The organism is Deinococcus ficus (genome assembly GCF_003444775.1).
GTDB lineage: Bacteria > Deinococcota > Deinococci > Deinococcales > Deinococcaceae > Deinococcus > Deinococcus ficus.
In genome coordinates, this window is the sequence record NZ_CP021081.1 from 1767431 (window position 1) to 1790691 (window position 23261).

A 23261-nucleotide genomic window follows, 5' to 3' on the forward strand; every position below is an offset into this window, starting at 1 on the left:
TGGCCGGCATGACTGCCCCCACGCCCGCCGACTCCTTCACGCCCCGCCTGCTGACCTGTGACCTGCTGTACACGGGCCTGGGCGGGGCGCAGTCGCCGGGCGGCGTGGTGGTCGTGGGGGACACGGTGGCCGCCACCGGGCACCCGGACGAGCTGCGGCGCGCGTACCCGCAGGCCCGCGAGACGGCGGTGGGCGGCGTGATCGCGCCGCCGCCCGTGAACGCGCACACGCACCTGGACATGAGCGCGTACGACTTCCGGGCGCTGCCGTACTTCCGCTGGATTCCGGAGGTGGTGGTGGGCCAGCGCGAGCGGCGCGGCGTGGCCGGCGCGCTGGCCGGCGCCCAGGAACTCGCGCGGCTGCGGGTGGGCGGCGTGGGGGACATCGTGTTCGCGCCGGACGTGATGGACGCCCTGCTGGACCGCGCGGACCTGACGGGCGTGCTGTACTTCGAGCTGTTTGCCCCGAAACCCGAACGGGCCGACGAGACCCTCGCGCGGCTGCGGGCCCTGGTGGCCGCGTGGCGCGGGCGGGAGCGGCCGGGCGGCCTGCGCCTGGGCGTGACGCCCCACACGCCGTTCACGGTCAGTGCCCGCCTGATGCGCCTCGCGGCCGAGTTCGCCGCCGGGGAGGGCCTGCCCATGCAGATTCACGTGGCCGAGCACCCCAGCGAGCGGGAGCTGTTCGCCACCGGCGCCGGGCCGCTGTGGGACAACCGCCTGAAGGCCCTGATGCCCGACACCTTCGCGGAGGTGATCGGCCGGGACCCCCATCCGGACCTGACACCGGTGCGTTACCTGGACGAACTGGGCGTGCTGGCCGCCAGGCCCACCCTGGTGCACATGGTGAACGTCACGCCGGACGACGTCGCCCGGGTGGCGCGGGCGGGCTGCGCGGTGGTGACCTGCCCGCGCAGCAACCACCACCTGGAGTGCGGCGTGTTCCCGTGGGCGGCGTTCGCGGCGGCCGGGGTGGAGGTCGCGCTGGGCACCGATTCGGTCGCCAGCGGCGAGAGCCTGGACGTGCGGGAGGAGGTGGCGTTCGCCCGCCAGCTGCACCCGGCCCTGGACCCGCGGGTGATCGTGCGGGCGGCCGTGAAGGGCGGGCACCGCGTGCTGGGCAGCCGCGCGCCCTTCATCCGCCGGGGCGAGGCGTGGCGCGACGAGTACGTCTGGGCGGGTTACGCCGGCGCCTGAGCGGTCACCGGCCGCGTTTCGGGTTCCCGGGCGGGCAGGACGACGTGGTGCACCCGGCAGCGGGCCTCGTAGCTTTCCTGCGCGCCCACCAGCACCACCGGGTCGTCGAAGCGGGCGGGTTCCCCGCCGATCAGCCGCTGCGAGCGGGTGGCGGGCGCGCCGCACTCGGTGCAGATCGCGGTGAGTTTCTCCACGCTCTCGGCGCGGGCGAGCAGGTCGGGCATGCACCCGAACGGCTCGGCGCGGAAGTCCAGGTCCAGGCCGGCCAGGATCACGCGCACGCCCGCGTCCGCGAGATGCAGGGCCAGCGGCACGATCTCCGGCCCGAAGAACTGCACTTCGTCGATGCCGACCACGTCCGGCAGTTCGGTCGGCGCCTCGCTGGCGGTCAGGAGAGGACCTTCCCCGGACAGGTGCGCGCGGATGCCGGCGACGTCCCGGACGGCCAGGGCGCCCACGGTCCGCCCGGCGTGGCTGGCGACGGCGGACTCGTGGTAGCGGTCGTCGATGGCGGGTTTGAACACCTGCACGCGCTGGCGGGCGATCACGGCGCGGGTGACGCGGCGGATCAGTTCCTCGCTTTTCCCGCTGAACATGGGGCCCACGATCACTTCCAGGTGGCCGCCGGAGTAGGGGGACTTGAGCACGTCCGGAAGTATGCCACCCCGCCCGGGGTGAGCGCCGGGACCAAAGAAGGCCGCCCCACCACGGGGGCGGGGCGGCGGAGCCTGACGGCCCTTACTTCTTCTTGGTGCGGTAGCTGTCGCCGAAGCGCTTGTTGAACTTGTCCACGCGGCCTTCGGTGTCCACGAAGCGCTCTTCGCCGGTCCAGAAGGGGTGCACGCCGCTCCAGACGTCCACGTGAATCTCGGGTTTGGTGCTCAGGGTCTCCATGACGACTTTGCCCTGGTAGATGATCTTGCAAGGAACGTTCTTGGGGTGGATGTCTTTCTTCATAGGTGCCTCCGCCGCCACGTCTGCTCCCGGGGTCAGGCACCAGGAATGTGCGTAGCGGACAACCGAGGAAGTGTATCACACCCCGGCCCGCCGCAGGGGGCTCAGGCCGGTGTGGGCAGGCAGGCCAGCAGGCCGGGCAGGTGCTGCGTGGCCGCCCAGTCGCGCTGCCAGCCGAGCCAGCTGTGCCCGATACGCAGGTCCGGCAGCAGGTGGCCGGGGACGCTCAGGCCGCGCGCGCCGAGAATGGCGCCGGTCACGCAGGCGACCGTGTCGCTGTCGTCGCCGAGCAGCACGGCCGGCTGCACGCCGTCCAGCCAGGACCCGGCGCGGGCGTGGGCCAGGGCGGCTTCCAGGGTGTCCAGCACGAACCCGCTCTGCGACGCGACGTGCCCGTCCAGGCCGGACTGCACGCGGGCGCGCACCTCGGCGCGGGCCGCGCGGTCGCGTTCGCGGAAGGCGGCGTTTGCCTCGATGCTGTCCACGCCCAGCAGGCCGGCGTCCAGCAGGGTCCGGCGCGCATCCAGCCGGTCCATCCGACTCATGGCCTGCCGGGCCGCGGCGTCCAGGCCCTCACCGCCCGCCAGCGCCTCCAGCAGGGCCGTGAGCACCACCGAGGCGTACACGCAGCGCGGATCGGCGTGGGTGAAGGCGGTCACGACCGCCGACTCACGGTCCAGCGCGTCCGCGCGGAACCCCGCCAGCCACACCGCCGCCACGCGCATCAGGCCGCCGTTCCCGGCGCTCTGAAACCCGCTGTCGGTCCAGGCCTGCACGCCGCCGTCCGGGGAGGAGTGCCGCAGGGCGGCGCGCGTCAGGCCGCCCACGTCGGGCGGGCCGGTCGCCAGCCAGTCCTGCAGGGCCGCCCACACGCCCGGTCTTCCCTCTCCCCGGGCATAGCCGATCAGGGTGGCCACGGTCATCTGGGTGTCGTCGGTCGCCTCGCCGGGCGCGAAGCCGAACACGCTGCCCGGCTGGTAGGTCGTGACGCTCTGGCCGTACCGGGCTTGGATCACCTCGGGCGTCTTGAATTCGGTGGCGGCGCCCAGGGCGTCGGCGGCCGCCAGGGACAGCAGCACGCTCAGGGGGGTGGGCGGGGAGGCTTCGGGCGTCGGCACGTTCCCGAGGGTAGCGCGGGGGCGTTCTCAGCGCCTGGGCGGGCCGGGGCATTACACTGGGGGCATGGTGCGTGGTGACCTGACCATCTTTCCGCTGCTGTCCGTCATGCAGATGCTGCTTGCCAGCGGCAAGGCCGGGAAACTCAGCGTGACGCACCCCCGCGGCGGCGACTTCTGGGTGGACGCCGGCGACATCGTGCACGCCCAGTACGGGCCCATGAAGGGCGAACCGGCCCTGCAGGTCCTGGCGAGCCTGGACGGCGGGATCTTCACGTTCGAGCCGAACGTCGCCGCGCCGGACCGCACCCTGAGCCTGCGGCGCGAGGTGGCGCTGACGCACATGCTGTTCGACCAGGACGGCTGGGCGGAGGTGCTGAAGGTCTTCCCGGAGTGGACCTCCACCCTGCGCTTCAGCGCCCGCTGGTCCGAGGCGCAGCCGGTCACGCAGCAGCAATACCGCGCGCTGCGCATGGTGACGCCCGGCGTGAGCATCCGCGGCATGCTCGAACGCCTCGCCTTCCGGCCCGCCGGGGACCCCTCGACCCTCAAACCCCGCGAGCTGCTGGACACCCTGCGGCCCTTCGTGCAGGCCGGGCTGGTCGAGGTCGTCCCGGCATGACCCGCGCGGCCCCGAAACGCCGGGGCGCCCCGGCTGGCATGATGGGCGTTCAGGCTGGCATGATGAACGGCCAGGAAGGAGGGTCGCATGAGCGCCATCACCCGCAGCACACCCACCCCGCGTGACACCCGCGACCCCGACGGCAGCGCCGCCCACACCCCCGCGTTCGGCCGCGAGAGCCTGAGCGCGCCCCTGCCCCGCCCGGACGCCCGGGTCGCGCCGCACGCCTCCTGGAAATTCCAGGACCGCTACGAACTGTGGGTGGACTGGCTGCAGCGCGACAGCGCCGGACGCTGGCTGCCATACGAGAACGTGCAGCAGCGCACCTTCCGCACCCGGGAAGACACCCTGCTGCACGCCGAGCGGCTCATCCAGCGCGGGGAATTCCCCATGCAGGGCGGCCGGGCCGCGCCGGTCACGCTGATCCGCAACCGCCGCGAGGCGCTGCTCAGCACCTTCCGGGAAGCCGAGGGGGACGGCGTGACCCTGATCCGCGAGGCGCTCTTCCCGGTCGGGGAGTACGCCCTGAGCCTGAAAGTCACCTGCGAACGCCTCGCCGACGAGATCCGCACGGCGTTCGGGCACGGCGGCAACCCGCTGCGCAGCCTGGCCGGGCAGCCCGTGAAACTCACCGTGCTGATCGAGCACCCCTACGACGTGCTGGGCCGCGCGCGGGGCCTGCTGGACTTCCACGACGGCACCCTGCGGCTGGACGGCGAGACCTTCAGCTTCCCGAACGGCGCGCCCGTGACCGGCGTGCCGTACCGCAACGCGACGGTGGCCGTGTCGCGCGGATTCATGAAACGCCCGAAACTGTACCGGTTCGAGATCGAGGAACCGGCCGGCGAGTAAGCGCCGGGCGTTACCGCCGGACCTCGCGCAGCAGGCTCAGGGGCAGGCTGCCCCGGTACAGCACTTGCGGCACGTCCGCCCACAGGAGGAGCGGCGCGCCCGGCGGCAGGGCCCGCAGGCGCGCCAGGGTGGCCGCGGGCGGCACGCACGCCCCGGCCAGGACATCCCGCGTGAACGGCTGAAGGTCGTCCGGGGAGTGCGGCTGGAACACCCCGCCGGGCCACGGGCGAGGCAGCAGCACCCGGGCGTGCTCGGGGTCCAGGGCGGCCGCCGGCAGGGTCCAGAACCGGACGGGTGCCGCCGCATGCCCGGCCGCCCGCAGGACGTCCAGCAGCGGGCCCGGGTCCACGGGACTGAGGAACAGCACGTCGCCCCAGCCGCACGCCAGGTCAGGCAGCACCGAGTCGCGCAGGGCCTCGCGGCCCTCGTACTTGCGCACCTCGCGCGCGTACACGTCCGGCCACGTCTCCCGCAGGGCGTTCAGGGGCAGCAGCCGGTCGCCGCGCACGTCGCGCCCGGCCCGGTGATACAGGGTGAATCCTTCAAGGTCAGGCATCCGCGCAGTGTGCGGCCTGGAGGGCAGAAAACACACCCGCCCGATGGGCGATGGCGCTTCGCGCCGCCGTCCGGTACAGTCCCGGTACCACGGGGTCGGGCCGGAAATTCCCGTGCCGGAATCCGGTGGCGGCCCGCGCGCCCGGCCCGCACAATGCCCGCATGAGTCTTTCCCGCCAGATCATGCTCCGGGAGATGCTGGCCGCGAACGCCGCCTTCGACGGGCGGTTCATCACGGGCGTGGTCAGCACCGGCATCTACTGCCTGCCGTCCTGCCGGGCGAAAAAACCGAAGCCGGAGAACGTGGTGTTTCACGCCACGCCCGCCTCCGCCCGGTCGGCGGGGCTGCGGCCATGCCTGCGCTGCCACCCGGACCACTACTACGCCGGCATTCACGCGGACGAGACGCGGGTGGCGGCCCTGGCCGACCTGCCGCCCGGGGACCTGCCGGACGTGCCGGCCCTGGCCCGCGCCGCCGGCCTGAGCGTGCGGGCGCTGCACGCGCTGCTGCGCGAGCACCTGGGGCTCACCCCGGCGGACTTCCTGGCCCGCGGCCGGATCGCGCAGGCGCGGCACCTGCTGCTGCACACGGACCGGCCGGTCACGGAGATCGCCTTCGAGGTGGGTTTCGCCAGCCTGTCGGCGTTCGGGGAGCAGTTCCGGAAGCAGGCGGGCCTGAGCGCGCAGGCGTACCGGGACCTGCGCGGCGCGCGGGCCTTCACGCTGCGGCTGCCCGCCGGGTACCCGCTGGCCGCGATGCTCCGCGACCTGGGCCGCGACCGCTGCCAGAGCACCGCCCGGGTGGAGGGCCACACGCTGCACACGGCGCTGCGGCTGCCGGGCGGCGTGCAGGTGGTGCACGTGGCCCTGCGCGCCGGGCAGGCCGAGGTCACCACTGCTGCGCCCCTGAGCCCGGCGGACGCGGCGGCCCTGCACGGCATGCTGCGGCGGATGCTGGGCCTGACCAGCGACCCGGCGCGGTTCGAGCGGCTGGCGCGGCAGGACGCGGCGTTCGGGCCGCTGGTGGCGGGCACGCCCGGGTACCGGGTGCCGCTCACGCCCACCCCGTTCGACGCGCTGGTGTGGGCGGTGGCCGGGCAGCAGGTCACGTTCGCGTTCGCCTGCACCCTGCGCCGCCGGCTGTGTGGCCGCCTGGGCGAGCCGGCCGGCGCGGGGCTTTACGCCCCGCCCAGCGCGGAGGGCATTGCCGCACTGTCCGTCCCCGATCTCACCGCGCTGGGCTTCACCCGGGCCCGCGCGGAGTTGCTCTCCCGCGTCGCGGGGCTGTGCGCCAGCGGCGCCCTGGACCTGGACGCCCTGGCCGGCGGGTCCGTGCGCGCCGCCGAACGCCAGCTGACCGCCGTGCCCGGCATCGGCCCCTGGACGGCACGGTACGTGCTGCTGCGCGGCCTGGGCGCCGCGGACGTGGTCCCGGTCGGGGACAGCGCCCTGGCCGCGGGCCTGCAACAGCTGCACGGCCTGCCCGGCCGGCCGGACGCCCGGCAGGTCACCGCCCTGCTCGCCCCCCTTGCCCCGTACCGCAGCCTCGCCACGCTGCACGTGTGGCGGCACCACGCCGCCCCGAAGGAGACCGCATGACCCCCAGCGAACCTCACCCGGCCTTCCACGCCCTGCACGCCCGGGGTTTTGCCCTCCCGAACGCCTGGGACGCCGCGAGCGCCCGGATCTTCCAGGCGGCAGGTTTCCCGGCCGTCGGCACGACCAGCGCCGGAATCGCGTACGCACGCGGCCTGCCGGACGGCCAGCGGCTCTCCCGCGCCGAGATGCTGGCCGAGATCGCGGTGATCCGCCGCGCGCTGAGCGTACCGCTGAACGCCGACATCGAGGCCGGGTACGGCGACGCGCCGGACGACGTGGCCCGCACAGTGCGGGAGGTCGCGGCCCTGGACGTGGCCGGCGTGAACCTGGAGGACGCCACCGGCCGCCCGGACGCGCCCCTGTACGCCCTGGACGAGCAGGTGCGCCGCGTGGAGGCGGCCCGCGGCGCGTCCGGCGTGTTCCTGAATGTCCGCACCGACACGTACCTGTGCGGGGTGGGCCGGAACGCGCAGGAGCGCCTGGAGGAGACGATCCGCCGCGGCCGGGCGTACCTGCAGGCCGGAGCGGACGGCATGTTCGTGCCGGGCGTGACCGACCCGGCGGTGATCCGCGTGCTGGCGGCCGAACTGCCCGGGCCGCTGAACGTGATGGCCGCGCCCGGCGCGCCGGCCGTGCCGGATCTGCTGGCGGCCGGGGCGCGGCGCGTGAGCCTGGGTCAGGGGGCGATGCTGGGCGCGCTGGGGCACGTGGCGCGCATCGCGGCCGAACTGCGCGGCCCGGGCACGTACGGGGCGATGAGCGAGTCCTTCTACGGCTTCGCTCAGGCCGAGGCGCTGTTCGCCTCCCCCTGAGCCCCGCCTTCTGGCGGATTGAAAGCGGGGCGGGGCGGCGCGTACACTGCGTGGGCGTTGACCGGGAAGAGTACCCGGGAACTGGCCCCGACAGGGAGCCCGGGCCGTGACTGAGAGCCCAGGCCGGAGTGCCGCCCGGAGAACGTCACCCGCGAGCACGGTGGAAGAACGGCCCACGCGGCCCAGTAGACCCGCCCGGGAGCGCCCGTCACAGCGCACCCAGAGCGCCCCGGCATGCAGCCAGGGAACCGCGGTGGTACCACGGGACTGCACGTTCACGTCTCGTCCGCACACGGAGCAATCCGGGCGGACGAGACGTTTTTTCGTGCGGCCCGGCAGGAGGTGACATGACCCAGTTCAGCGAACTTCAGGCCGCCCGCGCGCACGCCCGGGCCCACCGGCTGCGCGAGCGGGCGGTCTGCCAGATCACGCGCCCCGCCGGGCACGGCGCGGCCCTGCTCGTTTTCGACCACGTGCCCACCCAGGACGCCGGCGTGCAGGTCGTGGCCGGCGGGGTAGAGCCCGGAGAGACTCCCGCGCAGGCCGCACTCCGTGAGGCCGCCGAGGAAACCGGGCAGGCCGGCTTCACCCTGCGGGGTTACCTGGGCAGTGCCGAGTGGATCAGTGAGGCGCATGCCAAACGCGAGATGCGGCACTTCCATCACCTGCTGGCCCCGCCGGACCTGCCGGACACCTGGGAGCATGCCGCCGATGGTCACGTGTTCCGCTTCCACTGGGAGCCGCTGCCGGCCCCCCGCCTCGACTGGGACCTGGACCTGTTCCTGCCCTCCCCTGCCCTGACCGACCCTGGCCTGACCCCGCCGCCGATCCCCGGCGTTCCGCACGACAAGGAGACCCGCGCATGACCGACACCCCCGCCGACAGCAAGACCCTGGCCCCGCAATTCGATCCGCAGGCGGTGGAGCCGCAGTGGGCAAACCGCTGGCGCACCGAGCCCTTCCGCGCGGACGCCAGCAGCGGCCGTGAGCCGTTCACCATCGTGATCCCGCCGCCGAACGTGACCGGGAACCTGCACCTGGGGCACGCGCTGGACAACACCCTGATCGACACGCTGATCCGCTTCAAGCGCATGCAGGGCTTCGAGGCGCTGTACCTGCCAGGGATGGACCACGCCGGGATCTCCACGCAGGTGGTCGTGGAAAAGCAGCTGCGCGAGGCCGGTGTGTCGCGGCACGACCTGGGCCGCGAGGCGTTCCTGGAGCGGGTGTGGGCCTGGAAGGCCGAGTCGGGCGGCATGATCCTGAACCAGCTCTCGCGCCTGGGCGTGAGCGCGGACTGGACCCGCGAGCGCTTCACGATGGATGAGGGCCTGTCGCGCGCGGTCCGGCACCAGTTCGTGAAGCTGTACCACGAGGGCTTCGCGTACCGCGGCGAGCGGATCGTGAACTGGGACCCGGCCAGCCAGACCACCCTCAGCGAACTGGAGATCGACCGGGAAGTCCGCAAGGGCAAGATGACCACCCTGTCCTACAAGCTGGAGGACCCGAACGAGGCGGCCAGCAACGGCGAGCCCGGCGAGATCCGCATCGCGACGGTGCGCCCGGAGACGATCTTCGCGGACCAGGCGATCGCCGTGCACCCGGACGACGCGCGCTTCCGTCACCTGGTCGGGAAGAAGGCCCGCATTCCCCTCACGGACCGGCTGGTGCCGATCATCGCGGACGAGGCGGTGGAGATGGAGTTCGGGGTGGGCGCCCTGAAGATCACGCCCGCGCACGACCCCACCGACTTCGAGGTCGGTGAGCGGCACGGTCTGGCGCGGCCCAGCGTGATCGACCTGCACGGGAACCTCACGCAGGACGAGCTGGTGCCCGCCGAATTCCGCGGCATGGAGCGCTTCGCGGCCCGCAAGGCCGTGACCAAGGCCCTGACCGAGGGCGGGCACCTGATCGAGGAAAAGGACCACGACACCGCCATCGGCCTGTCCGAGCGCACGAAGGTGCCGGTGGAGCCCATCGTGAGCACGCAGTGGTTCGTGCGCATGAAACCCTTCGCGGACATGGCCCTGGACGGCCTGGAAAAAGGCGAGATGCGCCTCGTGCCGGACCGCTACGCCAAGGTGAACCGCGACTGGCTGGAGAACATCCGCGACTGGAACATCAGCCGGCAGCTGTGGTGGGGCCACCAGATTCCCGCGTGGTACGACGAGCAGGGCAACATCTACGTGCCTGACCCCGAGAACCCGGACCTGGACTGCGACCAGGACCCCCGCTACGCGCACCTGAACCTGCGCCGCGACCCGGACGTGTTCGACACGTGGTTTTCCAGCAACCTGTGGCCCTTCAGCACGCTGGGCTGGCCCGACACCGACAGCGAGGACTTCCGGAAGTTCTACCCCACCCAGGTCCTGGTGACCGGGTACGACATCCTGTTCTTCTGGGTGGCCCGCATGCAGATGGCCGCCTACGGCCTGACCGGGCAGGCACCGTTCAGCACGGTGATGCTGCACGGCCTGTACCTGGACGCCAAGGGCCAGAAGATGAGCAAGAGCAAGGGCAACGGCGTGGACCCGCTGGAGCTGTTCGAGCAGTACGGCGTGGACGCCGCCCGCTTCGCGTTCGCGTACCTCTCGACCGGCGGGCAGGACATCAAGCACGACCCGCGCCGTTTCGAGCAGGGCCGCAACTTCGCGAACAAACTCTGGAACGCCACCCGCTTCGCCCTGATGCGCCTGGGCGAGGCCGTCCCCCACCTGCAGGGCGACGACGACCTGACCGCGTACGTGCGCCGCGCCCTGATTCCCGGCGACCTGGACCTGCCCCGCAGCCAGGACGTGCTGGCCCTGCTGCGCGGCCGGGACGACCTGACCCTCGCCGACCGCTGGATCATCTCCCGCCTGAACGCCGTGACCGCCGAAGCCACCGCGCAGCTGGAGGCCTTCGACATCGGCGCCGCCACCCGCACGCTGTACTCCTTCACCTGGGACGAGTTCTGCGACTGGTACATCGAGGCCGCCAAACCCGCCCTGGCCGAAGGCAAACTGGGCACGCTGGCGACCCTGAAGGCGGTGCTGGAGCACATCCTGAAACTGCTGCACCCGGTCATGCCTTTCATCACCTCCGAGCTGTACGAGGCGCTCGGGCACCGCCGGCAGCTGGCCCTGCGCGTCTGGCCGGTGGCGAACGCCGACCTGCACGACGCGGAAGCCACCCACGCGTTCGACGCCCTGCGCGCCGCCGTGAACGCCGCCCGCAGCCTGAAGAACGAACTGGGCCTGAGCCCCCAGGACCGCCTGGGCGTGACCGTGGAAGGCGACCTGAGCGGCGTGGTCACCGAGAACGCCCGCGTGGTGGAAAGCATCGCCCGCGTGCAACTGGTGACCAGCCTGGAAGGCCGGACCCTGAGTGCCGTGGAACGCGGCGTGACCATCCGCGCGCCGCTGGAAGGCACCGTGGACCTCGCCGACTGGCTGGGCAAGCAGAAAAAACGCCTCGCGGAATTCGACAAGCAGATCAAACAGGCGCAGGGCAAGCTGGGCAACGAGGGCTTCGTCGCCCGCGCGCCCGCCGAGGTGATCGAGGAAGAGAAACGCCGCGTGGAGGACTTCACCCAGCAGAAAGACCGCCTGGAAGGCGTGCTGAAGCAGTTCGAGTAAGCAACCCCGTTCCTGGCGTCCCCGCGATCCCCATGATCCGGGGACGCCTTCTCTCCCTCTGGGCTGGAGTTCGTGGCGCTCCAGCCTGCCCGATACACTGGAACATGTGAGCAGGAAGCCGGGAAGCAACGTGCGGCGCCTGCCGCGCCTGCAGTTATGGAAAGCCATCAGGCTGCCTCGAGCCCGTGAAAGAAGCTGCCACACATGAAAACAGTCCTGAAATTCTACGGATGGGACGCCGTGAACCCCAGCCGGGAACGCGCCCGGCGCGTCGAGCAGCTCCTGACAGTTCTGGATAACGCGGGACTAGCACCAGATATCTTCCGCTTCGGCGATGGTCCAGAGGCAGATCCCTGTTCCCGGGAGGCGTTCCTGGTGCGGTTGGCGGAGGGCCGCCGCAGTGACCTGCCCACGCTGGGACGCCAAGCGAATCCCGCCTACGACGTGGGCATGGGAATCACTGGGGTTTCGGAGCAGGTGACGCGGCTGGTGTTCGCGGACGTGACGGCCGGGCGTCGGCCCGAGCTGTTCACTCTGGGCTCGGCTCTGGCCGGGGTCCTTCACCCGGCGTTCGGCGGGCTGGGTTACGGCGCGGAACCGGCGCCGCTGGACCGGATGCTGGCCATGACGGGCAGTGAGCTGCGCCGTCACGGCCTGGACGGCCTGGCGGTCCGCAGCTGGTTCGGGCCGGACCTGATGGCGGTTCTCGACCCGGGCCCGCTGGAGGCGGAGGGGGCTGTCCTGACCCCCACCGCCTGGGGTGGCCTGGAAGTGGACCTCGTCCCGGACCCCTGGCTGGCGGCCCCGGGTGTCCTGGCGGACGCGAAGACACAGCTGGATGGCGCGCTGCGCGCCCAGGAGCTGCTCGGCGAGTACGGCCACCCCCTGCTGAAGAAGGCGGCGCCGGGCTGGGACCGGGTCACCAGCCGCCTCTGACAGAAACGCCGGAAGCAAGCCCTTTGCTTGTTGCTCAGCCGACGAGGGCGCGGCTGGTGCGGTCGAGCGCGGCGTACGCGCCGCCCTGTTCGAGCAGCTTCGCAGGGGGGCCGTCTTCCACGATCCGGCCGTCCTGGATCACGAGGACCCGGTCGGCGCCGCGGGCGAGACTGAGGCGGTGCGTGACGATCAATGCGGTGCGGCCGCGCATCAGGTCGTCCAGCGCGGCGACGACCTGGGCCTCGCTTTCGGCGTCCACGGCGCTGGTGGGTTCGTCCAGCAGCAGGACGCGGGGCCGGGCGAGCAGGGTGCGGGCGATGCCGAGGCGCTGGCGCTGCCCGCCGCTGAGTTTCACGCCGCGTTCGCCGACCAGGGTGTCCAGGCCGTCCGGGAGGGCCTGCACGAAGTCGAGGGCGTGGGCGGCACGCAGGGCGTCCTGAATCTCGGTGGGGGTGGCGGCAGGGTGGGCGTAGGTGACGTTGGCGCGGACGGTGTCGTGGAAGAGGAAGGTGTCCTGCGGCATGGTGACCGCGGCGCGGCGCAGGCTGTGCAGGGTGAGGGTGCGGACGTCCAGGCCGTCGATCAGGACCTGTCCAGCCTGCGGGTCGTGGGCGCGGGTGACGAGGCCCAGCAGGGTGCTCTTGCCGGCGCCGGATTCGCCGAGCACGGCGACGCGCTGGCCGGCGGGCACGCGGAAGCTGACGTCGCGCAGCACGGGCCGGGCGGGGTCGTAGCCGTAGGTGACGTTGCGGAATTCGATCTCGCCGCGGGCGGGGTCGGGCAGGGGCCGGGCGTCCGGGTGGTCCTGCACGGTGACGGGCGCGTCGAGGACCTCGAAGACGCGGCGGCCGCTGGCCTCGGCGCGCTGGAGCAGGTCGGCGATGCCGACGAGGTCGTCCAGGGGGCCGTAGAAGTAGCGGCCGTACCCGCGGTAGGCGAGCAGGCCGCCGATGGTGAACTGGCCCTGCATGATCAGCCACGCGCCGCCGCCGAGCATGATGACGTTGCCCATGTTGCCCACGAAGCGCGCGAGCGGGAAGGAGCGGTTGCGCAGGGTGACGGCCCGGACCTGCACGTCGTACAGTTCGCGGCCGAGCGCCTCGACGCGCGCGGTTTCCTGCGCTTCGCGGGCGTGGGTCTGCACGACGCGCATGCCGCCCAGGCGGTCGGTGATCAGGGCGGTCAGGTCCCCCAGTCGGGTGCGGGCGGCGCGGTAGGTGGGCCGGACGGTGCGGGCGTAGCGCCACAGCAGCGCGCCCACGGCCAGCATGGGGAGGGTGGTGGCGGCGCCCAGGACGGGGTTCAGGGCGATGAAGATGCCGATCACGCCGATGAGGCGCAGGGCGTTGGCGAGCACGGAGTCGGTGCCGCGCACGAGAACGTCCTGAATGGCGTCCACGTCGCCGGTGACGCGGGCGATCAGGTCGCCGGTGCGCTGGCTTTCGAAGTAGTCGGCGGACTGCGCCTGGAGTTTGCGGTACACGGCGAGGCGCAGGTCCAGGGTGAGGCGCTGCCCGGCGCGCTCGAGCAGGATGCCGCGTGAGGCGGAGAGGAGCTGCTGTGCGCCGAACACCAGGACGAGCAGGGCGAGCTGCGTGGCGATGTACGGCCAGTCGCGCTGGGCGATGCCGTGGTCCACCACGCGGATCCACACCAGGGGGGGGTACAGTTCCGCGATGACGCTGAGGGTCAGGAGCAGCAGGCCCACGCCGACGGTGCGGCGGTAGGGGGTGAGCAGGCCGTACAGGCGCCGGGTGACGCCGGGGGTGGGGTGGGGCACCGCCGCAGCATACGTGGGGGTGGCGGGGAGGTCGGTGGGCTGGGCGGGGATGTGCGTCCTTGCAAAATCATGATAATGAGTTATCATTTTCAGCCATGCGGTTCCCCACCCTGCTCCTGACCCTGCTCCTGACCTCCCTGCCGGCCGCGGCCGCCGCGCCCCTGCCGGTCAGCGCGACCACCTCCCTGATCGCCGACTTCGTGCAGAACGTGGGCGGCACCCGCGTGAAGGTGAACGTCATCGTTCCCGCCGGCGCCGACAGCCACACCTTCCAGCCGTCCACCGCCGCCCTGCGCGGCCTGAGCGGCAGCCGCGCCCTGTTCGCCAACGGCGCCGGCCTGGAACCCTGGCTGCCGAAACTCAAGGCCGCCGCGCCGAAGGTCCCGGTCACCACCCTCACCACCGGCCTGAAGCTCCGCCCCGCGCCCGGTGATGACCACGATCACGGCCATGACCACGCCGAGTCCGACCCGCACGCCTGGTGGGACGCCGACCTCGCCACCGGGTACGTCCGCAACGCCCAGGCCACCCTCACCCGCCTCGACCCGGCCGGGAAGGCCACCTACGCGAAGAACGCTGCGGCATACATCACGAAGATCAAGGCGGCCGACGCCGCCGCGAAGAAACTCTTCGCCACGCTGCCCGCCGGCAAGCGCAAGGTCGTCACCAACCACGACTCCCTGCACTACCTCGCCTCCCGTTACGGCCTGACAGTGGTGGGCACCGTCCTGCCGGGCCTGAGCACCGAACGGGAACCCAGCGCCGGGGAGATCGCGGCCCTGATCCGCACGGTCAAGGCCACGGGCGCCCGGGTGATCTTCACGGAGAACGCCGCGAACCTGCGCCTGGCGCAGACCCTCGCGCGGGAAACCGGCGCGCGCGTCGCCCCGCCGCTGTACACCGACGCGCTCGGCCCGAAGGGGACCGCCGGGGACACCTTCCTGAAGGCCCTGAAGTACAACGCCGAGACGATGGTCAAGGCACTGAAGTAACGCCGGTGCGGCCCGCCCGCCTCCTTTCCGGGGGCGGGTATGCTTTTCCTCATGTCTGTCGTGACCCGTATCGCCCCGAGCCCCACCGGTGACCCGCACGTGGGCACCGCCTACATCGGGCTGTTTAACCGTACTCTTGCCCGTCAGGCGGGCGGAAAGTTCATCCTGCGGATCGAGGACACCGACCGGGGCCGCTACGTCGCCGACAGCGAGACCCGCATCTTCCAGATGATGCAGTGGCTGGGCCTGGAACCCGACGAGTCGCCTTTGCAGGGCGGCCCGAACGGCCCCTACCGGCAGTCCGAGCGCTTTGACCTGTACGGCGATTACGCCCGGCAGCTGGTGGAAAGCGGGCACGCCTACTACGCCTTCGAAACCCCGGAGGAGCTGACCGCCCTGCGCGAGCAGGCGCAGCAGGCGGGGCGCGTGATCGCCATTCCCAGCCGCGACCTGAGCGCCGGGGAAGCGCAGCGGCGCTTGGACGCCGGCGAGGCCGCCGTGATCCGCCTGAAGGTGGACCGCGAGGGCGAAACCGTGGTGAACGACCGCCTGCGCGACCCGATTCACTTCCAGAACCGCGAGATCGACGACAAGGTGCTGCTCAAGGCCGACGGCTTCCCTACCTACCACCTGGCGAACGTGGTGGACGACCGCCTGATGGGCGTGACGCACGTGGTCCGCGCCGAGGAGTGGATCACCAGCACGCCCATTCACGTGCTGCTGTACCGCGCGTTCGGGTGGCCGGAGCCGGTGTGGGCGCACATGCCGCTGCTGCGCAACAGCGACCGCTCCAAGATCAGCAAACGCAAGAACCCCACCAGCGTGGAGTGGTACCAGAAGCAGGGCTTCCTGCCCGAGGCGATGCTGAACTTCCTGGCGACCATGGGCTGGACGCACCCGGACGGCCAGGAGATCTTCGACCTGACCGAGTTCGAGCGCGTCTTCGATCTCTCGGACGTCACCCTGGGCGGCCCGGTGTTCAGCCTGGAGAAACTGCGCTGGTACAACGGCAAATACCTGCGCGAGGTGCTGTCGGAAGACGAGGTGGCCCGCCGCCTGCACGCCTTCCTGGCCGACCAGAAGGTGAGCCTGCCGCTGGACGACTACTTCCGCGCGGTGACGCGCCTGATGACGCCCCGCATCGAGGTGTTCGCGGACTTCATGGACAAGACCGCCTACTTCTGGTCGGAGGACTACCCCACCGACGAGAAGGCGCAGAAGGCGCTGGACGGCAGCCGCGACCTGCTGCCCGACCTGGCCGCCCGCCTGAAGAACCTGCCCACCTTCGACGCCGCCAGCATCAAGGCCGCCTTCCACGCCTACGCCGAGGAGAAGGGCCTGAAACTGGGCAAGGTCATGCCGCCCGTCCGCGCGGCCGTGGCGGGCACCATGGAAAGCCCGGACCTGCCGGACCTGCTGGCCGCCCTGGGCCGTGACCGCGTGGTGGCTCGCGTGGACCGGGTGGCCCGGTGAGCGTCCTGGCGGCCGTGCTGGTGGGCGCCGTTGCCCTGCTGCACGTGTACATCCTGGTGCTGGAGATGTTCCTGTGGACCACGCCCCGCGCCATAGAGGCCTTCGGCACCACCCCGGAACTCGCCGCGCAGACGCGCGTGATGGCCGGCAACCAGGGCCTGTACAACGGCTTCCTGGCGGCGGGCCTGTTCTGGGGCCTGCTGACGGGCGCGCAGGACGTGCAGCTGTTCTTCCTGGCGTGCGTGGCGGTCGCGGGATTGTACGGCGCGGCCACCGCGAACCGCCGGATCCTGTTCGCGCAGACGGTGCCGGCGGTCCTGGCGATCCTGGCCGTACTGCTGGCCTGAGAAAACAGCGTGCGGGGGAGGCCGAGTTCTGGCCTCCCCCACTGCCCTGCCCCGGATCAGGGCTGGCGGGTGAACTCCCAGACCTGCCCGTCCGCCTTCAGGGTCAGGGTCGCGCCCGCCTGGGTCAGGGTGGGGTTCAGCTCGAACAGCGAGAACAGGCGGGGGCCGTCCATGTCCGGGCACATCATCATGGTGCTCACCAGCTGGCCCACCTGCAGCACGCCGCCTTTCAGGGTGTACTGCCCGCCGTAACTGTTGCAGCCGTCGGTGCCGCCGATCTGGCCGTTCTCGAAGGTCATGCTGACCGGTTTGTTCAGCGCGGGGGCCGGCTGGCCGTTCAGGCGGGTCAGGACGAAGGTGCCGGTGGGGGCGGCGGGCGTGGCGACGGCCGGAACGTCCCGCAGCGTCACCTGTCCGGCGGCGCCGCGCCAGGTCTGCGTGTCGCCCTGCACGGTCACGGTGAGCGGCCCGCGCAGCAGGGCCAGGAAGGCGTTCTCGGCGGATGCGGCAGGGCACAGCATCCGGGTGGAGGCCAGGGCGGTCAGGCGCAGCGTGCTGCCGGTCAGCGTGCCCTGGCCGGTCAGGGTGTTGCAGTCCAGGCGGCCGGTGAGGACCACCTTGCCGGCCGTGGTGGTCAGGCGCAGCCGGGCGTCCGCGGGCACGGGCACAGCCTTGCCGTTCAGGGTGAGGGCGGTCACGCTGACCTCGCGGGGGGCGGGTGCCTGCGTCATGGGGCCTCCGGGTGGCACGGGCGTGGGTTTGACGGGGGCGGGCCGGCCCGGGGCCGGGATGGGGGTGGGCGCGGCCTGGAACACCAGCCGGCCGGTGCCGGCGCTCAGGGTGAGCGTGAGGCCCTGGAGCGCGTAGCGGGTGGTGCGGCGCAGCAGGTCCAGGTAGTCGCCGTGCAGGGACAGCTGGGCGTCCGGGCAGGCGCTGCCGCCCTGGCCCAGGCGCGGGAACTTCAGGATGGCGCCGCTGCGGGTCACGGGCACCGTCTGGGTGCCGCAGGCGGTGGTGATGGTGGCGGAGGTGCCGACCAGGCGCAGCGTGGGCCGCTCCAGGCCCGGGTTCAGGGTGATGGGGCCGCGGCCGGTGTCCAGCCGGACCAGCGTCCAGGTGGTGCCGGTCAGGGGCGGCGTGGAGGCCGGCACGGTCCGGGCGGGCGGCAGCTGGGCCATCGTGGTGGGGGGCTGGGCGGGCGCGGCGGCGCTGCTCAGGGCAAGGACGGCAAGCAGGGCGTACATGAGGGTGTTGTACCTCACGGTTCTGAACGGGGGCTGATGGCCAGGGGCCGGTGGGGCGCGCCGGCCGGACAGTGGACGTGCCGGTGCGGGCCGGGCGGGTAGAATGCGGCATCTGCCACCAAACGGTCGTTTGGTTCGTGAGGTGGTCAGCGTGTGCCGCTTCTCTCCCGCTTCGCCGTGCCCGGCGCGCCCGCTGTCTGTCCCGCCCCCGTCCGCCGCTCCGTTTGCCCAGTTCAGTTCAACCGCTCCCCGCCGGGGACGCGCAGGAGGAATGCAGTCATGGAAGATCGCCGTATCAGGGTCCTGATCGCCAAGCCCGGCATGGACGGCCACGACCGGGGCGCGAAGGTGGTGGCCCGCGCGCTGCGCGACGCCGGCATGGAAGTCATCTACACGGGCCTGCGCCAGACCGCCGACATGATCGTGAACGCCGCGCTGCAGGAGGACGTGGACGCCATCGGCCTGAGCGTGCTGTCCGGCGCGCACATGCACTACTTCCGCGAGGTCACGCAGCTCCTGAAGGACAAGGGCGCGTCGGACATCATTCTGTTCGGCGGCGGCATCATCCCGGACCAGGACCTGCCGGAACTGGAGGCGCTGGGTGTGGGGCGCGTGTTCACGCCCGGCGCGAGCACCCAGGACGCCGCCGAGTACCTGAAAGAAGCCGTGCAGCGCCGCTGGGAAGCGCTGGGCGACGCGTAAGCGCCGGCCCTGCCGCTGAATGGCCACTTCCGCTGAGTCCGTCACGGCCGCCGTGACCGAACGCGCCGCCCCGCTGGACGTGGGGCGGCTTCTGCCGCTGTACCTGGCGCAGGCCCTGGCGACCGGGTCCACGAACGTGAGCACCGTGCTGGCCAGCGTGATCATGAGCGGCCTGGGCCGCGAGAGCCTGACGGGCCTGCCCGCCACGGTGATCAGCCTGAGTGCCGCATTGAGTGCGGGGCTGTTCGGGGCGCTGATGCTGCGCCGCGGCCGGCGCCTGGGCCTGAGCGCGGCGTTCTCGCTGGGCGTGCTGGGGGCCGTGGTGGGCTTCCTGGGGGCGCGGGCGGGCAGCGTGCCGGCGTTCCTGCTGGGCGCGGGGCTGTTCGGCGCGGCGCAGGGCGGGTACCAGCAGGCGCGGTACGCCGCGGCCGAGAGCGTGCCCCAGGACCGGCGCGGCGCGGCCCTGGGCGTCCTGATGCTGATGAGCGTGTTGGGGTCTGTGGCGATGACCGCCACCTCCCACCAGATCGAGTGGCTGGCCGGGCGGGTGGGCGCCACGCCGGAAGTCACGGGCTGGCTGGTCGCGGCGGCGCTGATGCTCACGGCCGCGCTGCTGATGCGCGCGTGGACGCCGCTGCGCGCCCCGCAGGCCGCGACGCAGGACCGCCTGAGTCTGCGGGCGGCGTTCGCCATGCCCGGCGTGCGCAGCACCGCCCTGGCGATGGCGATCGGGCAGGGCCTGATGGTCACGCTGATGAGCCTCACGCCGCTGCGCGCGCACCATGCCGGGGTGGACCATGCCGGCGTGGCGGCCCTGATCACGGTGCACGTGGCGGGCATGTTCGCGTTCGGGTGGCTGACCGGGCCGCTGATCGACCGGCTGGGCGTGCGTTTCGGGTACGTCAGCGGCGCGCTGCTGCTGGTGGCCGCCGCCCTGACCGCCCCCCTGTCCGGGTCCTGGCTGGGGTTCAGCATGTTCCTGCTGGGCCTGGGCTGGAACCTCGTGAACATCGCCGGGAGCCGCGCCATGACCCGCTTCCCGGCGGCGCAGGGCGTCACGGACGCGCTCGGGTACGCGGCGTCGGCGTTCGGGACGCTGGCCGGCGGGCTCACCATCGCGCACGCGGGCTTCCCCACCCTGGCGTACGCCTGCGCGGCGCTGGGCTTCCTGCCGCTGTTCAGCGCGTGGCGGGCCGGGCGGCCGCGGCCCGCCGTGCATTCCGCCTGACACGCGCGGGCAACAGTGACATAGTGACCGGACCGCAACCCGCAGTCCGGTCCGTTTCCTGTCCCCCAGCCTGGAAGGAGTTCCGCATGACGCGCCTGGCCCCGCCTGCCCCTTCACCCAATCCGGCCCTGCCCGCCCTGGGGTTCTCCCCCACCGACCGCGTGGTGATCTTCCACGCCGACGACCTCGGCATGACCGAGGCGACCGTCTCCGCGTACCGCGACCTGATGGAGGTCGGGCTGCTGTCCTCGGCGAGCGTGATGCTGCCGTGCGCATGGAGCCCGGCGGCCGTGCAGGCCGCCCGGGACGTGCCGGGGTCGGACGTGGGCGTGCACCTCACCCTGACCAGCGAGTGGGACGCCTGCCGCTGGCGGCCCCTGCTCACCCCGGAGGACCCGCGCCTGGTGGACGGGGCCGGGTTCTTTCACCGCCGGGTGGAGGACGCGAGGCAGGCGGACCCGGGCACCGTGGGCCGGGAGTTGCGGGCGCAGGTGGACGCCGCGCTCGCCTGGGGGCTGGACGTCACGCACCTGGACGCGCACATGGGCGCCGCGGCCGACCCACGCTACGTGCGCGAGGTGGTCGAACTGGCGACCACGCGGGGCATTCCGCTGCTGTACCCGCGCTTCCCGGCGGCCGGGTGGCAGGCGGTGGGCCTGGACGCCGGGCAGGCCGCGCAGGCGGAGGGGCTGGGGCAGGTGCTGGAACAGCGCGGGTTCCCGCTGGTGGATCACCTGCGGATGCTGCCGCTGGACCAGGGCGGGGACCACGCGGCCCTCACGCTGGCGTGGCTGCGGGACCTGCCGGCCGGGATCACGCACTTCATCCTGCATCCGGCGCGGGACACCCCGGAGCTGCGCGCGGTGGCCTCCGACTGGGCGGGCCGGGTGGCGAACTACGAGGCGTTCCGGCGCCCGGAACTGCGGCGGGCGGTGGAGGGCCTGGGCGTGCAGGTGATCGGCTACGGGCCGCTGCGGGACCTGCTGCGCCGGAAGCTGGGGGGCGCGGCGTGACGGCCACGCTGCCGGCCGCCGTGGAGGCGGTCACGCCGGCCGGGGTGCGGTGGCGGTACGCGCTGATGAACCTGGGCATGGTGATTCCGGCGCAGGTGTCCAGCTTCTTCTTTCTGTACTACGTGGATCACCTGAAGGTGGACCCGGTGCGGTTCGCGGCCCTGATGTCGGCGTTCGCGCTGTACAACGCGATCGACAACCCGGTGATCGGGTACCTGTCGGACCGGACACGCAGCCGCTGGGGCCGCCGCCGGCCGTACCTGCTGTTCGCGACGCTGCCCACCATGCTGTTCCTGGCGCTGCTGTTCAACGCGCCCTTCGACGGGGTGAGCAGCCCCGGGGCGCTGCTGCTGTACTTCGGGGTGCTGTGGGTGCTGTGGGAGACGACCGGGACCATGATGGGCTCGGCGTACCTGAGCCTGCTGCCGGAGATGTTCCGCTCCTTTGCGGAGCGCACGGACGTGGCCGTGAAGATGAATGTGGTGCAGGTGGTGGGGCTGCTGATCGGGCTGGCGCTGCCTCCGGTGCTGGCCGCGCAGATCGGCTGGGGGCCGATGGGCCTCCTGTTCGCGCTGATCAGCGCGGCGGCGGTGTACGGCGGGGTGGGCCGGACCTTCGAGCAGCCCCGGCCTGAGCGGCCGGCGCAGGCGCTCGGCGCGGCGCTGCGGGCCACCTTCACCAACCGCAGCTTCCTGACCGTGGTGCTCGCGCAGACGATGCGGTTCGTGGCGACTGGCACGCTGGCGACCGGCATGGGGTTTTTCGTGAAGTACAGCCTGGGCCTGGACGGTGGCCTGAACACCACGGTCCTGCTTGCCACGGCGTTTGTGACGGCGGGCGTGTTCCTGTGGCCGTGGCGGCAGTTCGTCGCCCGGCGGTTCGGGGCGCGGACCACGCTGCTGCTGGCCTTCGCGCTGTGCGGCGTGGCGGTGCTGCCGCTGCTGGTCATTCAGACCTTCGCGGCGGCGCTGGCGACCACGGTGCTGTTCGGGGTGGGGCTGGCCGGCCTGATCCTGATGGGGGACGTGATCATGGGGGACGTGATCGATGAGGACGAGCTGCGCACCGGGGAGCGGCGCGAGGGCTCGTACTACGGCCTGGCGGGCCTGATCACCACGCTGAGCAGCGCCGTCGTGGCGGCCGCGTTCGGGTGGGTGTCCGCGCGGTACGGGTACGACCCGAAACTCAGCGTGCAGCCGGACTCGGTGGCGCAGGGGTTCCGGCTGTTCATGACGGTGCCGCCCCTGATCGGGTCGGCGCTGGCGGTGGGGCTGATGCTGCTGTACCCGCTGCACGGGCGCCGGCTGGCCGAGGTGCAGGCCGCCCTGGCGCGCAGGCGGGCCGAAGAACGCGCCTGAGCCCCCGCCACGCAGGGGGGATTCAGGCGCCGGGAGGGCTCAGCCCAGGCGGCCGACGGCGCGTTCGGCGAGCACGTCCACAAGGTGCGCGCGGTACTCGGCGCTGGCGTAGCGGTCCCCGAGCAGGTCGCCGGGGTCCACGAGGTCCTTGAACCGGTACTCGGCGCTGCGGATGCCGTCCTCCAGCTTCGTGAGGCGGTGGGCCTTCTCGGCGGCGCCGGTGTACGCCACGCGGATCTCACCGCCGGCGTGCCGGGCGGCGGCCACGCCCACGACGGCGTAGTGGCTGGCGGGGTGGCGGAACTTCTCGTAGGCGCTCGCCTGGATACCCCTCGGCACGCGGATGTGAGTGAGGAGCTCGCCGTGCTGCACGGCGCTCTCGAACATGCCCAGGAACATGTCGTCGGCCTGCACGGTGCGCTCTCCTCCGGGGCCGCGAATCACGAACTGCGCGCCTAGGGCCAGGGCGGCGGCGGGGTAGTCGGCGCTGGGGTCGGCGTGGGCGAGGGACCCGCCGATGGTGCCGCGGTTGCGGACCAGGGGGTCCCCGACCCACCCGGCGACCTCCGGGAACAGCGGCAGGGCGCTGCGCAGCACCTCGGCGTGGGTGGTCATGGCGCCCACCACGAAGAAGTCGCCGTCCTCGCGGATGCCCTTGAGTTCCGGCAGGTCCCAGATGTCGATCAGGGCGGGCGGCTGCGCGAGCCGGAGTTTCATGGCGGGCAGCAGCGAGTGGCCGCCGGCGATGACCTTCGTTTCAGGGTGCTCGGCGAGGGCCTGAAGGGCGTCCTCCACGCTCGTGGCCTTGCGGTAGTCGAAGCTGGCTGGGTACATCGTGTCCCTCCGCGGGCCGGCGCCCGCTGCAAA

22 protein-coding genes are annotated in these 23261 nt (G+C 72.3%); 15 read left to right on the forward strand and 7 right to left on the reverse strand.

Translation table 11 applies throughout. The features are described from left to right. Positions 1 to 8 precede the first annotated feature (8 nt). Positions 9 to 1196, forward strand: coding sequence for an amidohydrolase family protein (locus DFI_RS08615; RefSeq protein ID WP_043776708.1), 1188 nt, complete (start codon positions 9 to 11; stop codon positions 1194 to 1196). Here the strand turns inward: DFI_RS08615 and DFI_RS08620 are convergent. The 3 genes from DFI_RS08620 to DFI_RS08630 all read right to left on the reverse strand — a co-directional run bounded on the left by DFI_RS08620 (position 1181) and on the right by DFI_RS08630 (position 3268). Continuing rightward, positions 1181 to 1843 (reverse strand): thymidine kinase, encoded by a 663-nt coding sequence (locus DFI_RS08620; protein WP_051307408.1) that lies wholly within the window; start codon positions 1841 to 1843, stop codon positions 1181 to 1183. The genes DFI_RS08615 and DFI_RS08620 overlap by 16 nt on opposite strands. Positions 1844 to 1934: 91 nt before the next feature. Further along, entirely contained in the window at positions 1935 to 2153 is a 219-nt protein-coding gene (gene rpmE, locus DFI_RS08625; protein WP_022801706.1) for a 50S ribosomal protein L31, read from the reverse strand. Positions 2154 to 2254: 101 nt separating this feature from the next. After that, a complete protein-coding gene (locus DFI_RS08630) occupies positions 2255 to 3268 on the reverse strand; it encodes an ADP-ribosylglycohydrolase family protein (protein WP_051307409.1) in 1014 nt (337 codons plus the stop codon). A gap of 64 nt (positions 3269 to 3332) precedes the next feature. On the opposite strand from DFI_RS08630, the gene DFI_RS08635 reads away from it, so the two are divergent. Together DFI_RS08635 and DFI_RS08640 are read left to right on the forward strand one after the other, a co-directional pair. After that, positions 3333 to 3887 (forward strand): DUF4388 domain-containing protein, encoded by a 555-nt coding sequence (locus DFI_RS08635; protein ID WP_022801704.1) that lies wholly within the window; start codon positions 3333 to 3335, stop codon positions 3885 to 3887. An 87-nt stretch (positions 3888 to 3974) separates the two neighbouring features. Continuing rightward, positions 3975 to 4739: a hypothetical protein gene (locus tag DFI_RS08640; RefSeq protein WP_244940255.1), complete on the forward strand. Its 765-nt coding sequence runs from the start codon at positions 3975 to 3977 to the stop codon at positions 4737 to 4739. Between the two features lie 10 nt (positions 4740 to 4749). Here the strand turns inward: DFI_RS08640 and DFI_RS08645 are convergent, their stop codons facing one another. After that, positions 4750 to 5295 (reverse strand): hypothetical protein, encoded by a 546-nt coding sequence (locus DFI_RS08645; protein ID WP_051307410.1) that lies wholly within the window; start codon positions 5293 to 5295, stop codon positions 4750 to 4752. A 161-nt stretch (positions 5296 to 5456) separates the two neighbouring features. Here DFI_RS08645 and DFI_RS08650 point away from each other — a divergent pair, with 161 nt between their 5' ends. The 5 genes from DFI_RS08650 to DFI_RS08670 all read left to right on the forward strand — a co-directional run bounded on the left by DFI_RS08650 (position 5457) and on the right by DFI_RS08670 (position 12257). Next, a complete protein-coding gene (locus DFI_RS08650; protein ID WP_051307411.1) occupies positions 5457 to 6893 on the forward strand; it encodes a DNA-3-methyladenine glycosylase 2 family protein in 1437 nt (478 codons plus the stop codon). Then, a complete protein-coding gene (locus DFI_RS08655) occupies positions 6890 to 7705 on the forward strand; it encodes an isocitrate lyase/PEP mutase family protein (RefSeq protein WP_027461803.1) in 816 nt (271 codons plus the stop codon). The genes DFI_RS08650 and DFI_RS08655 overlap by 4 nt, the downstream gene beginning before the upstream one ends. A 347-nt stretch (positions 7706 to 8052) precedes the next feature. Beyond that, positions 8053 to 8571 (forward strand): NUDIX hydrolase, encoded by a 519-nt coding sequence (locus DFI_RS08660; protein ID WP_051307412.1) that lies wholly within the window; start codon positions 8053 to 8055, stop codon positions 8569 to 8571. Beyond that, positions 8568 to 11321 (forward strand): valine--tRNA ligase, encoded by a 2754-nt coding sequence (locus DFI_RS08665; protein WP_027461804.1) that lies wholly within the window; start codon positions 8568 to 8570, stop codon positions 11319 to 11321. The genes DFI_RS08660 and DFI_RS08665 overlap by 4 nt, the downstream gene beginning before the upstream one ends. 204 nt (positions 11322 to 11525) lie before the next feature. Then, positions 11526 to 12257 (forward strand): hypothetical protein, encoded by a 732-nt coding sequence (locus DFI_RS08670; protein WP_155864495.1) that lies wholly within the window; start codon positions 11526 to 11528, stop codon positions 12255 to 12257. A gap of 34 nt (positions 12258 to 12291) precedes the next feature. Here the strand turns inward: DFI_RS08670 and DFI_RS08675 are convergent, their stop codons facing one another. Next, a complete protein-coding gene (locus DFI_RS08675) occupies positions 12292 to 14037 on the reverse strand; it encodes an ABC transporter ATP-binding protein (RefSeq protein ID WP_027461806.1) in 1746 nt (581 codons plus the stop codon). A gap of 95 nt (positions 14038 to 14132) precedes the next feature. Here DFI_RS08675 and DFI_RS08680 point away from each other — a divergent pair, with 95 nt between their 5' ends. The 3 genes from DFI_RS08680 to DFI_RS08690 are packed head-to-tail and all read left to right on the forward strand — an operon-like array spanning position 14133 to position 16849. Continuing rightward, positions 14133 to 15029, forward strand: a complete 897-nt coding sequence (locus tag DFI_RS08680; RefSeq protein ID WP_043776711.1) for a metal ABC transporter solute-binding protein, Zn/Mn family — start codon at positions 14133 to 14135, stop codon at positions 15027 to 15029. Positions 15030 to 15080: 51 nt separating this feature from the next. After that, on the forward strand, positions 15081 to 16502 hold the full coding sequence (gene gltX, locus DFI_RS08685) for a glutamate--tRNA ligase (RefSeq protein WP_027461808.1): 1422 nt from the start codon (positions 15081 to 15083) through the stop codon (positions 16500 to 16502). Continuing rightward, on the forward strand, positions 16499 to 16849 hold the full coding sequence (locus DFI_RS08690) for a DUF1304 domain-containing protein (RefSeq protein ID WP_027461809.1): 351 nt from the start codon (positions 16499 to 16501) through the stop codon (positions 16847 to 16849). Before gltX ends, DFI_RS08690 begins: the two co-directional genes overlap by 4 nt. A 56-nt stretch (positions 16850 to 16905) precedes the next feature. Here DFI_RS08690 and DFI_RS08695 read toward each other — a convergent pair whose 3' ends face one another. Continuing rightward, a complete protein-coding gene (locus tag DFI_RS08695; RefSeq protein ID WP_051307413.1) occupies positions 16906 to 18093 on the reverse strand; it encodes an META domain-containing protein in 1188 nt (395 codons plus the stop codon). A 279-nt stretch (positions 18094 to 18372) separates the two neighbouring features. On the opposite strand from DFI_RS08695, the gene DFI_RS08700 reads away from it, so the two are divergent. The 4 genes from DFI_RS08700 (at position 18373) to DFI_RS08715 (ending at position 22394) form a co-directional block, all read left to right on the forward strand. Further along, positions 18373 to 18795, forward strand: coding sequence for a cobalamin B12-binding domain-containing protein (locus DFI_RS08700; RefSeq protein ID WP_022801691.1), 423 nt, complete (start codon positions 18373 to 18375; stop codon positions 18793 to 18795). 19 nt (positions 18796 to 18814) lie between these two features. After that, positions 18815 to 20023 carry an MFS transporter gene (locus DFI_RS08705; RefSeq protein WP_043776713.1) on the forward strand — a complete coding sequence of 403 codons (1209 nt, stop codon included), beginning with the start codon at positions 18815 to 18817 and terminating at the stop codon, positions 20021 to 20023. 86 nt (positions 20024 to 20109) lie between these two features. Then, positions 20110 to 21036, forward strand: coding sequence for a polysaccharide deacetylase family protein (locus DFI_RS08710; RefSeq protein WP_043776714.1), 927 nt, complete (start codon positions 20110 to 20112; stop codon positions 21034 to 21036). Further along, positions 21033 to 22394 carry an MFS transporter gene (locus DFI_RS08715; protein ID WP_051307414.1) on the forward strand — a complete coding sequence of 454 codons (1362 nt, stop codon included), beginning with the start codon at positions 21033 to 21035 and terminating at the stop codon, positions 22392 to 22394. Before DFI_RS08710 ends, DFI_RS08715 begins: the two co-directional genes overlap by 4 nt. 39 nt (positions 22395 to 22433) lie before the next feature. Here DFI_RS08715 and DFI_RS08720 read toward each other — a convergent pair whose 3' ends face one another. Beyond that, positions 22434 to 23228: an FAD binding domain-containing protein gene (locus DFI_RS08720; protein ID WP_027461813.1), complete on the reverse strand. Its 795-nt coding sequence runs from the start codon at positions 23226 to 23228 to the stop codon at positions 22434 to 22436. Between the last annotated feature and the right edge of the window lie 33 nt (positions 23229 to 23261).

What these genes read in the sequence shown, in the direction of transcription:
- DFI_RS08615 (WP_043776708.1), top strand. Translation starts at nt 9, where the DNA reads ATGACTGCCCCCACGCCCGCCGACTCCTTCACGCCCCGCCTGCTGACC.
- rpmE (WP_022801706.1), bottom strand. Translation starts at nt 2,153, where the DNA reads ATGAAGAAAGACATCCACCCCAAGAACGTTCCTTGCAAGATCATCTAC.
- DFI_RS08635 (WP_022801704.1), top strand. Translation starts at nt 3,333, where the DNA reads ATGGTGCGTGGTGACCTGACCATCTTTCCGCTGCTGTCCGTCATGCAG.
- DFI_RS08640 (WP_244940255.1), top strand. Translation starts at nt 3,975, where the DNA reads ATGAGCGCCATCACCCGCAGCACACCCACCCCGCGTGACACCCGCGAC.
- DFI_RS08645 (WP_051307410.1), bottom strand. Translation starts at nt 5,295, where the DNA reads ATGCCTGACCTTGAAGGATTCACCCTGTATCACCGGGCCGGGCGCGAC.
- DFI_RS08650 (WP_051307411.1), top strand. Translation starts at nt 5,457, where the DNA reads ATGAGTCTTTCCCGCCAGATCATGCTCCGGGAGATGCTGGCCGCGAAC.
- DFI_RS08655 (WP_027461803.1), top strand. Translation starts at nt 6,890, where the DNA reads ATGACCCCCAGCGAACCTCACCCGGCCTTCCACGCCCTGCACGCCCGG.
- DFI_RS08660 (WP_051307412.1), top strand. Translation starts at nt 8,053, where the DNA reads ATGACCCAGTTCAGCGAACTTCAGGCCGCCCGCGCGCACGCCCGGGCC.
- DFI_RS08665 (WP_027461804.1), top strand. Translation starts at nt 8,568, where the DNA reads ATGACCGACACCCCCGCCGACAGCAAGACCCTGGCCCCGCAATTCGAT.
- DFI_RS08670 (WP_155864495.1), top strand. Translation starts at nt 11,526, where the DNA reads ATGAAAACAGTCCTGAAATTCTACGGATGGGACGCCGTGAACCCCAGC.
- DFI_RS08680 (WP_043776711.1), top strand. Translation starts at nt 14,133, where the DNA reads ATGCGGTTCCCCACCCTGCTCCTGACCCTGCTCCTGACCTCCCTGCCG.
- gltX (WP_027461808.1), top strand. Translation starts at nt 15,081, where the DNA reads ATGTCTGTCGTGACCCGTATCGCCCCGAGCCCCACCGGTGACCCGCAC.
- DFI_RS08695 (WP_051307413.1), bottom strand. Translation starts at nt 18,093, where the DNA reads ATGTACGCCCTGCTTGCCGTCCTTGCCCTGAGCAGCGCCGCCGCGCCC.
- DFI_RS08700 (WP_022801691.1), top strand. Translation starts at nt 18,373, where the DNA reads ATGGAAGATCGCCGTATCAGGGTCCTGATCGCCAAGCCCGGCATGGAC.
- DFI_RS08705 (WP_043776713.1), top strand. Translation starts at nt 18,815, where the DNA reads ATGGCCACTTCCGCTGAGTCCGTCACGGCCGCCGTGACCGAACGCGCC.
- DFI_RS08710 (WP_043776714.1), top strand. Translation starts at nt 20,110, where the DNA reads ATGACGCGCCTGGCCCCGCCTGCCCCTTCACCCAATCCGGCCCTGCCC.
- DFI_RS08720 (WP_027461813.1), bottom strand. Translation starts at nt 23,228, where the DNA reads ATGTACCCAGCCAGCTTCGACTACCGCAAGGCCACGAGCGTGGAGGAC.